Source organism: Pseudomonas sp. PGPPP1, assembly GCF_002255865.1.
GTDB classification, from domain to species: Bacteria; Pseudomonadota; Gammaproteobacteria; order Pseudomonadales; family Pseudomonadaceae; genus Aquipseudomonas; species Aquipseudomonas cremoris.
Map to the genome: position 1 here is coordinate 14,025 of NZ_NKIG01000025.1, position 11,875 is coordinate 25,899.

Genomic DNA, 11,875 nt, shown 5'->3' on the forward strand with positions numbered 1-11,875 from the left:
AACGGCGGCCTCTGGTCGCCGTTTTGCTATAAGATAACGGCCGTTTTGTGCGCCTTGCCTGCTCATTTTATAAAGCTGTGGAGTTTCCCCATGACGGCCCATGCCGACCTTTCGCCGACCCTTCAACTTGCCATCGACCTGATCCGTCGCCCCTCCGTGACGCCGATCGACGCCGATTGCCAGAAGCTGATGATGCAGCGCCTGGGCGACGCCGGTTTTGCGCTTGAGCCGATGCGCATTGAAGACGTGGATAACTTCTGGGCCACCCACGGCAAGCACGACGGCCCGGTGCTGTGCTTTGCCGGCCACACCGATGTGGTACCGACTGGCCCGGTTCAGGCCTGGCAGAACGACCCGTTCGACGCGCTGATCGACGAAAACGGCATGCTCTGTGGGCGTGGCGCGGCCGACATGAAAGGCAGCCTGGCCGCGATGCTGGTGGCTTCTGAGCGTTTCGTCGCCGACTACCCGGACCACAAAGGCTCGGTGGCCTTCCTGATCACCAGCGATGAAGAAGGTCCGGCGCACCACGGCACCAAAGCCGTGATCGAACGCCTGGCCGCCCGCAAGGAGCGCCTGGACTGGTGCATTGTCGGCGAACCATCGAGCACTACATTGGTAGGCGATGTGGTCAAGAATGGTCGTCGTGGCTCCCTCGGCGCCACCTTGACCGTACGCGGTGTGCAGGGCCACGTGGCCTACCCGCACTTGGCGAAGAATCCGATTCACCTGGCCGCACCGGCCCTGGCGGAACTGGCTGCCGAGCATTGGGATGATGGCAACGCCTTTTTCCCGCCCACCAGCTTCCAGATCTCCAACCTGAACTCCGGCACCGGCGCCACCAACGTGATTCCCGGTGACCTGACGGCGGTGTTCAACTTCCGCTTCTCCACCGAGTCCACCGTCGAAGGCCTGCAGCAACGTGTAGCGGCAATCCTCGACAAGCACGGCCTGGATTGGCACGTGGAGTGGGCGCTGTCGGGCCTGCCGTTCCTCACCGAACCGGGCGCGTTGCTGGATGCGGTATCCGCGAGCATCAAGGCAATCACCGGGCGTGAAACCAAGGCGTCCACCAGCGGCGGTACGTCGGATGGGCGTTTCATCGCCACCCTCGGTACCCAGGTGGTCGAATTGGGCCCGGTCAACGCGACGATTCACCAAGTGAATGAGCGCATCCTGGCCAGTGACCTCGATGTGCTGACCGAAATCTACTACCAAACCCTGATCAAGTTGCTCGCCTGATGCTCGCTTGCCCCATTTGCAGCGCCCCGCTCAACGCGGTGGACAATGGCGTGGCGTGCCCGGCCGGGCACCGTTTCGACCGCGCGCGCCAGGGTTACCTGAACCTGCTGCCGGTGCAGCACAAGAACAGCCGCGACCCGGGCGACAACCTCGCCATGGTCGAGGCTCGCCGCGACTTCCTCAACGCCGGGCATTACGCGCCGGTGGCCAAGCGCCTGGCCGAATTGGCCGCTGAACGCGCTCCACAGCGCTGGGTGGACATCGGTTGTGGCGAGGGCTACTACACCGCGCAAATCGCCGATGCCCTGCCCCACGCCGATGGCTACGCACTGGATATTTCCAAGGAAGCGGTCAAGCGCGCGTGCAAGCGCAACCCCCATCTGACTTGGTTGATCGCCAGCATGGCCCGCGTGCCGTTGGCCGACGCCAGTTGCCAGTTCCTGGCCAGTGTCTTCAGCCCTTTGGACTGGGAAGAGGCTAAACGCCTGCTCAGCCCTGGCGGCGGTTTGATGAAGGTCGGCCCCACCAGCGGCCACCTGATGGAATTGCGCGAGCGCCTGTACGACGAAGTGCGTGAGTACACTGACGACAAGCACCTGGCCCTGGTGCCAGAGGGCATGAGCCTTGCGCACAGCGAAACCCTGGAGTTCACGCTGAGCCTGGCCGAGCCCCAGGACCGCGCCAACCTGCTGGCCATGACGCCCCACGGCTGGCGTGCCAGCGCCGAGCGTCGCACCCAAGTGATCGAGGCGGCCGAGCCGCTGCTGGTCACCGTGTCGATGCGCTACGACTATTTCGTGCTTCAATAACCGACTTTTCCGCGAATGGATTTTTAAAATCCCGCAACGAGGAACATCCATGCGCCAACCCGATATCGAGATTTACCTGAAGGACGCCGACGTCGACCACCGAGCCATCGCCGCCTGGCTGGGCGCCGCCCTGGGCCCGTGTACCGACTGGGTCCAGAAGGGCCAAACCTACAAGTGCAAGGCCGGCAACGTGCCCGTGACCTGGCTGCCGAAAGCCGTAGGCAAATGGAACAGCCTATACCTGGAAAGCGACCAGACCCCGTGGGACGACGACATCGCCTGCGCCCGCGCTGCGTTTGCCGCACTGAACGTCGAAGTGCGTTGCGCGCCGGGCACGTGGGTTGAAGAGGAAGGTGAAGAAAGCGCCGACACCTGGATTCGTATCAGCGAAGACGGTGAAGAACAGATCACCTGGAAAACTGCCTGATTTAAAGCTGCAAATACAATCAATGTGGGAGCTGGCTTGCCTGCGATGCAAACACCTCGGTCTATCAGCAAGACCACAGTGATGCTATCGCAGGCAAGCCAGCTCCCACAGTTGATTGGGTTACCAGAACAGCATTGGGTCAGCCTTACAGCCCCACCACATCCTCCGCCTGCAACCCCTTCTCGCCGGTCACCACGGCGTATTCCACCTGCTGGCCCTCGGCCAGGGAGCGGTGGCCTTCACCACGAATGGCGCGGTAGTGCACAAACACATCCTTGCCGTCTTCGCGCTGAATGAACCCATAACCCTTTGCATCGTTGAACCACTTCACGTTGCCTGTTTCGCGCGTTGCCATTTGTCTTACTCCCACTTGCATTTTTATTGTTGAGTGCCGCATTGAACTGCCGAGTATAAGACAGGCTCAAAAACGATCAACTCAAGTTTACATCGCTGCTTTTTTGCCGATTTTCGGCGAATACGGCACACTACCGGCCCGAGCACCTGCTCGGTTTTAACCACTTGAAGCAGCACGCCTATGACCCGCTCCCCGTTCCGCCGTCTGGTGTTTGGCGCCTTGCGCCGACTGTTGTACCTCTGGGTTCGCTCGGAGACGATCAACCAGTCGTCCCTTACCCTTAACCTGGACCGCAGCCGGCCGGTGTTCTACGTCCTGCAATCGCCCTCCCTTACTGAATTGGCCGTGGTCGATGCCGAGTGCACCAAGGCCGGCCTGCCACGCCCGGTGCTACCGGTATCGGTGGGCCCGCTGATGGAACCGGCGGCGTTCTTCTACCTCACGCCGGAGCCGGACTGGCTTGGCCGTCAGGACAAGCGCGGCGCGCCGCCCACCTTGACGCGCCTGGTCAATACCCTGACCGAACACGCCGAAGAGAATGCACAAATCATTCCGGTCAGCGTGTTCTGGGGGCAATCGCCCGAGAGCGAGTCCAGCCCGTGGAAACTGCTGTTTGCCGACAGCTGGGCCGTTACCGGCCGTCTGCGCCGACTGCTGAGTATCCTGATCCTCGGTCGCAAGACCCGTGTGCAATTCTCTGCGCCCATCAACCTGCGTGAATTGATCGAGCACAATAAAGGTCACGAACGCACGGTGCGCATGGCCCAACGCATCCTGCGGGTGCATTTCCGCAACCTGAAAACCGCCGTGATCGGCCCCGACCTGTCTCACCGCCGCAACCTGGTGAAGGGCCTGGTCAACATGCCGCTGGTGCGCCAGGCCATTGCCGATGAAGCCGAACGGGAAAAAATCAGCCCGGAAAAGGCCAAGGCCCAGGCCCTGCGCTACGGCAACGAGATCGCCTCGGACTACACCTACACCGCGATCCGCTTCCTCGAAGTGGTATTGAGCTGGTTCTGGAACAAGATCTACGACGGCATCAAGGTCAATAACATCGAAGGCGTGCAGAAGGTTGCCCAGGGCTACGAGGTGATCTACGTCCCCTGCCACCGCAGCCATATCGACTACCTGTTGTTGTCCTATCTGCTGTTCAAGAACGGTCTGACGCCACCGCACATCGCCGCCGGCATCAACCTGAACATGCCGGTGATCGGCAGCCTGTTGCGCCGTGGCGGTGCGTTTTTCATGCGCCGTACCTTCAAGGGCAACCCGCTGTACACCTCAGTGTTCAACGAATACCTGCACACCCTATTCACCAAGGGTTTCCCGGTGGAGTATTTCGTCGAGGGCGGGCGCTCGCGCACCGGGCGCATGCTGCAACCCAAGACCGGGATGCTGGCGATCACCCTGCGCAGCTTTTTGCGCTCATCGCGCATGCCAATCGTGTTCGTGCCGGTGTACATCGGCTATGAGCGTGTGCTCGAAGGCCGCACCTACCTCGGCGAGTTACGTGGCGCGAGCAAGAAGAAAGAGTCGATCTTCGATATTTTCAAAGTGGTCGGCGCGCTCAAGCAGCGTTTTGGCCAGGTCGCGGTCAACTTCGGCGAGCCGATCAAGCTGGCCGAATTCCTCGACAACGAACAACCCGACTGGCGCTCCCAGGAACTGGCCCCGAACTACAAACCGGCGTGGCTCAACGAAACCACTAACCGTCTCGGCGAGCAGGTAGCCCGCCACTTGAACGAAGCCGCTGCCGTGAACCCGGTGAACCTGGTGGCCCTGGCACTGCTGTCCACCACGCGCCTGGCCCTGGATGAACAGGCCATGGCACGCCAGTTGGACCTGTACCTGGCGCTGCTGCGCCGCGTGCCTTACTCGCCCCACACCACCTTGCCCGAAGGCGATGGCATGGCGCTGATCAAGCATGTCAAAGACATGGACCTGCTGTCGGAGCAGAGCGACGCCCTCGGTAAGATTCTGTACCTGGACGAGCAGAACGCCGTCCTGATGACCTACTACCGCAACAACGTGCTGCACATCTTCGCGTTGCCTGCGTTGCTGGCGAGCTTCTTCCAGAGCAGCTCGCGGATGAGCCGCGAACAGATCCTGCGCTACACCCACGCCCTGTACCCGTACCTGCAATCGGAACTGTTTATTCGCTGGTCACTGGAGGAGTTGGACACGGTCGTCGACCAATGGCTCGAAGCCTTTGTCGAACAGGGCCTGCTGCGCTTTGAAAATGACGTGTTCCTGCGCCCGGCGCCGAGTTCACGGCATTTTGTGCTGCTGACCCTGCTGTCCAAGAGCATTGCCCAGACCCTGCAACGCTTCTACATGGCGATCTCGCTGCTGCTCAACAGCGGCCAGAACAGCATCAGCGCCGAAGAATTGGAGGATTTGTGCACGATCATGGCCCAGCGCCTGTCGATCCTGCATGGCCTCAATGCCCCGGAGTTTTTCGACAAGAGTCTTTTCCGACATTTCATCCAGACCCTGCTGGAGCAAGATGTGCTGCGCCGCGATGAAGCCGGCAAATTGAGTTACCACGACATGCTCGGTGAACTGGCCGAAGGCGCCGCCAAACGTGTGCTGCCGGCGGAGATTCGTTTGTCGATCCGCCAGGTGGCGTTGCACCGCGTGGATGACACCCCGGTCGAATCTGAAGCCGTCAAACCTGAATAAAGCCGCTAGATTGAATAAGGCGCCGGGCGGTTTCCGGCGCCGTTTACAAGGAGCTAGACCATGAAAAAGATCATCCTCCTGGGCCTCACCGCCCTGCTCGGAGCCTGCCAATCCATGACGCCCGCACCCAAGGCCAGCCTCGACGGCGAAGTGTTTTACCTGCAACGCATCGCCTTGCCGCCGACCGCCACCTTGAGCGTCAGCCTGCAAGATGTCTCCCTGGCCGACGCACCGGCGGTGACCCTGGCTGAACAGAAAGGCCCGGTCAAAGGCCAGGTGCCGCTGCCCTTCCACTTGAGCTACGACCCGGCACAGGTCAAGCCCGGCCACAGCTACTCGGTGAGCGCTCGCATCGAACTGGATGGCAAGCTACTGTTTATTACCACCGAACGGCACTCTGTGCAGCTCAACGGCCAGGACCCACAGCCGCTCCGCCTGCGCGTAGATGCTGTGGCTCACTGATAGCCTCCAGAACATAAGCCCTATCAAAAGGAAGCGCCCATGCTCCGTAACTCCCTTCACCTTACCGCCCTGTGTGCCGGCCTGCTGTTTGGTGCCAACGCCATGGCCCTGGACCTCGGCAGCCTGTCCCAGGGCGACGCCAGTGGCGGCCTCAAGGACGCACTGACCCAAGGCGCTCAGATCGCCGTGAAACAACTGGGCGTACCCGGCGGTTTCAGCAACAACCCCGAAGTGAAGATCGGCCTGCCCGGCAAGCTGGGCAAAGTCGCCGACAAGCTGAAAATGTTCGGCATGGGCGACCAGGTCACGCAGCTGGAAACCAGCATGAACAAGGCCGCTGAAACCGCCGTGACCCAGGCCCAGCCGATCCTGGTGAACGCCGTGAAAAACATGAGTGTGACCGACGCCAAGGGCATCCTCACCGGCGGCCAGGATTCAGCCACCCAGTACCTGAACAAAAGCAGCCGCGAAGAAATCCGCGCCAAGTTCTTGCCTATCGTCAAAGCCGCCACCGACAAAGTCGGCGTGGCCCAGCAATACAACGCCTTGGCCGGCAAGGCTGCGGCCTTTGGCGCGGTGGACGCCAAAAGCGCCAACGTCGAGAACTACGTGACTGAACAAGCGCTGGACGGCCTGTTCAAGATGATCGCGCAGCAAGAAGAAACCATTCGCAAGAACCCGGCGGCTGCGGCTACCAGTTTGGCGAAGAAGGTGTTTGGGGCGTTGTGATACCCGCTTTGCCCACGTTTCAAAGAAACGTGGGCATTCGTCAAATCAACGAGAAGTCTTCAACCAGTTTTGTTGTATGTCTGCCTGATCTCGCATTGAAAAGACCCATTCACGGCCCTGCTTCTTTTTAACAAAGATATTTAGATCAACAAGTCCATTCAGGACGGCAGACGCCGTATTGTAGGAACACCCCAGGTTTTCCTTAACGTTGACCGCCGTGAACTGCTTCGCGGTGCCGCTCTTGGCCACCTGAAATACAGTCTTCTGTTTCTCATTCAACTCTTTATAAAGCCCTGACTCCCAGAGCCATTGCTCAAACGCCTCGGCCTCTCTAACGCTTTTTTCGTAAGACTCCTTGAAGCCGTCAACCGCGCGCTGCACAACCGAACATTGGTAGTCGATAAAGTAAGTCAGATCCAGTTCGTCCGTCTCGGTATAGAGATAAGACATGCCGTACTGAACGGCGGCATTCTTAAGCAGAACACTGATGGAGATATACCTGAATGCCGCGTAATCGCTTTTGAACATGAACCAATAAAACAACGCACGTGCCACACGACCATTACCATCCCGAAAGGGGTGCTCGTAACCCAGGGCAAAGTGCAGGGATATACCTTTGATCAACGGATGAAGGTAGCGACTTGTCGTAGCATCGTCGTGGCAGGTGTTGATCCAATCCGCTAATCGCCCCAATCTTTTGGCGATGCCTTCTGCGGGAGGGGGCGTATGGACCACATTGCCATCGCCATCTTGGACAACTACGTCATCATTTAGACGAAAGCTGCCGGGAGAATATTTGTCATCGTCAATACCTTGAACACCCACCTCATGCATTTCAGCGATCAGTTCGGCACTGAGAGGAGCGTTTCGCTTATCCCAAGCGAAACGCATCATCCGGTAATTACCAATGATCATTTTTTCATCGGGTGTTCTGGGTAGCCGCTCTCTTTTCAACATATCTTTTGCGACCAGCGTCGTGGTGGCTGCCCCTTCCAACTGACTGCTGCTGATGGCCTCATCTTCAATCAAATCATTGAGCAGATACTTGATGTGGGCGGCCTTCCCAATCTTGCTGCTCATGTACTCAAGTGCTGCAGTTGAGGCATACCTGTCGACCGTGGATACCACACGCTGTGCGGTCGGTGTCAGTAAAAACTTGCACCAGGCCTCGGGCGTACCGACGGGCAATATTTGCTGGTACAGACGAGAGCGCTCGTATTTTACGATGCCCCAGCATATCGCCTGATCCAAATGCTTGGGGAAGCGGTGACGTAGCTGATCAAAGTGTAAGTAACGCCCCTGGCTATCGGTTGGCTGAGTCAGCTTCATATAGTCAGAAAGATGCTGGAGATGGGGTTCCTGGCCAATTAAAACGAAAACCCCTTCCGGCACCTTCGGTGGCAACTTGATCATCAAAATCTCAATTTTCTGATTTCTGAGACTTGAGTACACCAGAAATCCGCAACTATCTCAATAAACATAAAATCTGAGACGCGAGCTCCCTCAGCTCACCACCGACTCCGCCAACCGCCCCACCATCAGCGTGGCAAAGCAGCCAATCGCAATCGAGGTCGCACGGTTGATCTTCAATGGCGTGAGCCATGCCTTTTGAATCCCTTCAAAGCGACTGCCCAGCACAATCCACGCCGCCCCTACTGGAATCACCACCAGCGCCAGCGTGACCATGAACCCGGCATAGCCTGGTAGCGTGGCAAAGGTGCCAACCGGTGCAATGAACGACACGATCAGCAGTCCCTTGGGATTCATCACCGTCAGCCAGAAGAAGTACAGCCCGGAGAAACGGTCGGAACCGGGGTTGATGACGCTGTTCTTACGCTGCCAAAGCTTGTAGGAGACATACAGCAAGTAGCAGGCCGCCGCCAACTGCGTGGCCTTCAGCGCCCACGGCGAATACGCCGCCAGGTACAACAACGCCCCCCCCCATAGCGAGACTTGCAGTAGATAAGCCAGGCACTCGGTCAACGCCAGCGTCCAGGAGGCCCGAAAACCAAACAACACCCCCGCGCGAAACAGCAGGGTGTTGGTCGGACCTGGGGCAAGCAACAACAACATCAAGGCTGAAACAGTAGCCAACATGATTACGCGACGTCCTTCCTCACTCGGAACCACGCAGCATACAGGGCCGGCAGGAATAATAGGGTCAACGCCGTCGCCACAATCAACCCGCCCATGATCGCCACGGCCATCGGCCCGAAGAACACGCTGCGTGACAGCGGGATCATCGCCAATACGGCCGCCAGCGCGGTCAGCACAATCGGACGGAAGCGTCGGACGGTGGCTTCGATGATTGCTTGCCATGGCGCGAGGCCTGCCTTGATGTCCTGCTCGATCTGGTCCACCAGGATCACCGAGTTACGCATGATCATCCCCGACAGGGCGATGGTGCCGAGCATGGCCACAAAGCCGAACGGCTGGCGGAACACCAGGAGGAACAGCGTGACACCGATCAGCCCCAGCGGCGCCGTCAGAAACACCATGGCGGTGCGTGAGAAGCTGCGCAGTTGCAGCATCAGCAACGTCAGCACCACCACGATAAACAGCGGCACGCCGGCTTTTACCGAGTTCTGGCCACGGGCGGAGTCTTCTACCGTACCGCCGACTTCCAGCAGATAACCGTCGGGCAATTCTGCGCGTACACCTGCAAGCGTTGGCAGGATTTGCTGGACCAGGGTTGCCGGTTGCTCCTTGCCATAGATATCGGCGCGCACGGTGACCGTTGGCAGGCGGTTGCGGTGCCAGATAATGCCTTCTTCGAAGCCGTATTCAAGGGTGGCGATCTGTGACAGCGCGACGCTTTTGCCGTTATCGGTCGGCACCGCGAGGCTTGGTAACAACGACAGTTCGGTGCGCTCATGCACGGTGCCGCGCAGGAGGATTTCGATCAACTCGTTGTCCTCGCGGAATTGGCTGACGCTGGAACCGGTCAACGAACTCTGCAGGAATTTCGACAGGTTGGCGGTGCTCACGCCGAGGGCGCGAGCACGGTCCTGGTCGATGTTGAGGTAGACGATCTTGCTCGGCTCTTCCCAGTCCAGGTGCACGTTGACCACGTGGGTGTTTTCGCGAACCTTGGCTGCCACTTTCCGCGCCAGGGCGCGGACTTCTTCGATGTGCTCGCCGGTCACCCGGAACTGCACCGGATAACCCACGGGCGGGCCGTTTTCCAGGCGCGTGACCCGCGAGCGCAGGTCCGGGAATTGTTCGTTGAGGGTTTCGATCAACCAGGTGCGCAGGCTTTCGCGCTCTTCAATGGTTTTGGCCAACACCACAAACTGGGCGAAGCTGGCGGCCGGCAATTGCTGGTCCAATGGCAGGTAGAAACGCGGCGAGCCGGTGCCCACATAAGCCACGTAGTTGTCGATGCCGGCGTGTTCCTTGAGCAAACTTTCCAGGCGTTTGACCTGGTCGGCGGTGTTGCTCAGGGAGGCGCCTTCGGCCAGTTTCAGGTCGACCATCAGTTCCAGGCGGCCGGAAGCCGGGAAGAACTGCTGCGGTACAAAGCGGAACAAGGCGACCGAGCCGATAAACAGCAGCAGGGTCAGCACGATCACGGTTTTGCGGCGATTCACGCACCACTCCACCAGACGTCTTACACGCTGGTAGAACGGCGTACCGTAGGGATCAGGCCCGTCAGTGCCGTGCTTGGCCGCGTGAATCTTCGCCAGGTCCGGCAGGAGTTTTTCCCCTAGGTACGGCACAAACACCACGGCGGCGACCCACGAGGCCAGCAGCGCGATGGTGACCACCTGGAAGATCGAACGGGTGTATTCGCCGGTACTCGATTGCGCGGTGGCAATCGGCAGGAAGCCGGCGGCGGTGATCAGCGTACCGGTGAGCATCGGGAACGCGGTGCTGGTCCAGGCGAAGCTGGCTGCCTTGAGCCGGTCGTAGCCCTGCTCCATTTTGATCGCCATCATTTCCACGGCGATGATCGCGTCATCCACCAGCAGGCCAAGCGCCAGGACCAAGGCCCCGAGGGAGATCTTGTGCAGGCCGATGCCCAGGTAATACATGGTGGCAAACGTCATCGCCAGCACCAGTGGAATCGCCAGGGCAACCACCATGCCGGTGCGCACACCAAGGGAGAAAAAGCTCACCAGCAACACGATGGCCAATGCCTCGGCCAATACCTGGACGAATTCGCCGACGCTGGTTTTTACTGCCGCCGGCTGGTCCGACACCTTGCGCAGTTCCATGCCTGCCGGAAGGTTCTTTTGCAGGCGTGCGAACTCGCCTTCCAGGGCTTTACCCAGCACCAGAATGTCACCGCCGTCACGCATGGCGACGGCCAGGCCGATGGCGTCCGCGCCCATGTAGCGCATGCGTGGCGCGGGTGGGTCGTTGAAGCCACGATGAATCTCGGCCACGTCGCCGATACGGAAGGTGCGATCGCCCACGCGAATCGGGAAGTTGCGGATCTCGTCCACTGTCTTGAAGTTGCCCGACACCCGCAGTTGCACGCGCTCGGTCGGAGTTTCGAAGAAGCCCGCCGTGGACACCGCGTTCTGCTCCTGCAAGGCCTGTTGCACGGCGGCCAACGGCAGGCCGAGGGTCGCCAGCTTGAGGTTGGACAGTTCGATCCAGATCTTCTCGTCTTGTAGGCCAAGTAGCTCAACCTTGCCCACATCTGCGACACGTTGCAGTTGAATCTGGATGCGGTCGGCGTAGTCCTTGAGCACCGCGTAATCGAAACCGTCGCCGGTCAGGGCATAAATGTTGCCGAAGGTGGTGCCGAACTCATCGTTGAAAAACGGCCCCTGGATATCCGGCGGCAAGGTCTGGCGGATGTCGCTGATCTTCTTGCGCACCTGGTACCACAGCTCGGGAATCTGCGCCGAGTGCATGGAGTCGCGGGCCATGAAAGTGACTTGGGATTCACCGGGGCGCGAGAACGACACAATGCGCTCGTACTCGCCGGTCTCCATGAGTTTTTTCTCGATGCGCTCGGTGACTTGGCGCGAGACTTCCTGGGCCGTGGCGCCTGGCCAATTGGTCTTGATTACCATGGCTTTGAAGGTGAACGGCGGGTCTTCGCTCTGTCCCAATTTGGTGTAGGACAAGGTGCCGACCACGGCCAGCAGGATCATCAGGAACAGTACGATCTGGCGATTACGCAACGCCCATTCGGAAAGATTGAAACCCATCGGG

At 59.6% G+C, this 11,875-nt stretch carries 10 protein-coding genes; 6 read left to right on the plus strand and 4 right to left on the minus strand.

From position 1 onward, the window contains the following. The first annotated feature begins 90 nt into the window (after positions 1-90). Genes dapE through CFE47_RS23425 form a run of 3 tightly spaced genes read left to right on the plus strand, consistent with a single transcriptional unit; the run spans position 91 to position 2,478 of the window. The gene (gene dapE, locus CFE47_RS23415; protein ID WP_185707418.1) at positions 91-1,242 is read left to right on the plus strand and encodes a succinyl-diaminopimelate desuccinylase; all 1,152 of its coding nucleotides are present in this window, start codon (positions 91-93) and stop codon (positions 1,240-1,242) included. Continuing rightward, a complete protein-coding gene (locus CFE47_RS23420; RefSeq protein WP_286840748.1) occupies positions 1,242-2,051 on the plus strand; it encodes a putative RNA methyltransferase in 810 nt (269 codons plus the stop codon). Before dapE ends, CFE47_RS23420 begins: the two co-directional genes overlap by 1 nt. Positions 2,052-2,100: 49 nt before the next feature. Then, positions 2,101-2,478 (plus strand): hypothetical protein, encoded by a 378-nt coding sequence (locus CFE47_RS23425; protein ID WP_286840749.1) that lies wholly within the window; start codon positions 2,101-2,103, stop codon positions 2,476-2,478. Between the two features lie 145 nt (positions 2,479-2,623). Here the strand turns inward: CFE47_RS23425 and CFE47_RS23430 are convergent, their stop codons facing one another. Beyond that, positions 2,624-2,833, minus strand: coding sequence for a cold-shock protein (locus CFE47_RS23430; protein ID WP_003219353.1), 210 nt, complete (start codon positions 2,831-2,833; stop codon positions 2,624-2,626). Between the two features lie 180 nt (positions 2,834-3,013). Here CFE47_RS23430 and plsB point away from each other — a divergent pair, with 180 nt between their 5' ends. The 3 genes from plsB to CFE47_RS23445 are packed head-to-tail and all read left to right on the plus strand — an operon-like array spanning position 3,014 to position 6,706. Next, positions 3,014-5,515: a glycerol-3-phosphate 1-O-acyltransferase PlsB gene (gene plsB / locus CFE47_RS23435; protein ID WP_286840750.1), complete on the plus strand. Its 2,502-nt coding sequence runs from the start codon at positions 3,014-3,016 to the stop codon at positions 5,513-5,515. A gap of 60 nt (positions 5,516-5,575) precedes the next feature. After that, entirely contained in the window at positions 5,576-5,977 is a 402-nt protein-coding gene (locus CFE47_RS23440) for a YbaY family lipoprotein (protein ID WP_185707423.1), read from the plus strand. Between the two features lie 39 nt (positions 5,978-6,016). Beyond that, positions 6,017-6,706, plus strand: a complete 690-nt coding sequence (locus CFE47_RS23445; RefSeq protein ID WP_286840751.1) for a DUF4197 domain-containing protein — start codon at positions 6,017-6,019, stop codon at positions 6,704-6,706. Positions 6,707-6,751: 45 nt separating this feature from the next. Here the strand turns inward: CFE47_RS23445 and CFE47_RS23450 are convergent, their stop codons facing one another. From CFE47_RS23450 to CFE47_RS23460, 3 genes are all read right to left on the minus strand, one after another. Continuing rightward, positions 6,752-8,116 (minus strand): Fic family protein, encoded by a 1,365-nt coding sequence (locus tag CFE47_RS23450; RefSeq protein WP_376750085.1) that lies wholly within the window; start codon positions 8,114-8,116, stop codon positions 6,752-6,754. Between the two features lie 93 nt (positions 8,117-8,209). Next, entirely contained in the window at positions 8,210-8,803 is a 594-nt protein-coding gene (locus CFE47_RS23455) for a LysE family translocator (RefSeq protein WP_286840753.1), read from the minus strand. 2 nt (positions 8,804-8,805) lie between these two features. Beyond that, positions 8,806-11,871 (minus strand): efflux RND transporter permease subunit, encoded by a 3,066-nt coding sequence (locus tag CFE47_RS23460; protein WP_286840754.1) that lies wholly within the window; start codon positions 11,869-11,871, stop codon positions 8,806-8,808. Positions 11,872-11,875: the final 4 nt, after the last annotated feature.

Excerpts from the sequence above, each read along its gene's own strand:
- dapE (WP_185707418.1), top strand. The coding sequence starts at position 91 with ATGACGGCCCATGCCGACCTTTCGCCGACCCTTCAACTTGCCATCGAC.
- CFE47_RS23420 (WP_286840748.1), top strand. The coding sequence starts at position 1,242 with ATGCTCGCTTGCCCCATTTGCAGCGCCCCGCTCAACGCGGTGGACAAT.
- CFE47_RS23425 (WP_286840749.1), top strand. The coding sequence starts at position 2,101 with ATGCGCCAACCCGATATCGAGATTTACCTGAAGGACGCCGACGTCGAC.
- CFE47_RS23430 (WP_003219353.1), bottom strand. The coding sequence starts at position 2,833 with ATGGCAACGCGCGAAACAGGCAACGTGAAGTGGTTCAACGATGCAAAG.
- plsB (WP_286840750.1), top strand. The coding sequence starts at position 3,014 with ATGACCCGCTCCCCGTTCCGCCGTCTGGTGTTTGGCGCCTTGCGCCGA.
- CFE47_RS23440 (WP_185707423.1), top strand. The coding sequence starts at position 5,576 with ATGAAAAAGATCATCCTCCTGGGCCTCACCGCCCTGCTCGGAGCCTGC.
- CFE47_RS23445 (WP_286840751.1), top strand. The coding sequence starts at position 6,017 with ATGCTCCGTAACTCCCTTCACCTTACCGCCCTGTGTGCCGGCCTGCTG.
- CFE47_RS23455 (WP_286840753.1), bottom strand. The coding sequence starts at position 8,803 with ATGTTGGCTACTGTTTCAGCCTTGATGTTGTTGTTGCTTGCCCCAGGT.
- CFE47_RS23460 (WP_286840754.1), bottom strand. The coding sequence starts at position 11,871 with ATGGGTTTCAATCTTTCCGAATGGGCGTTGCGTAATCGCCAGATCGTA.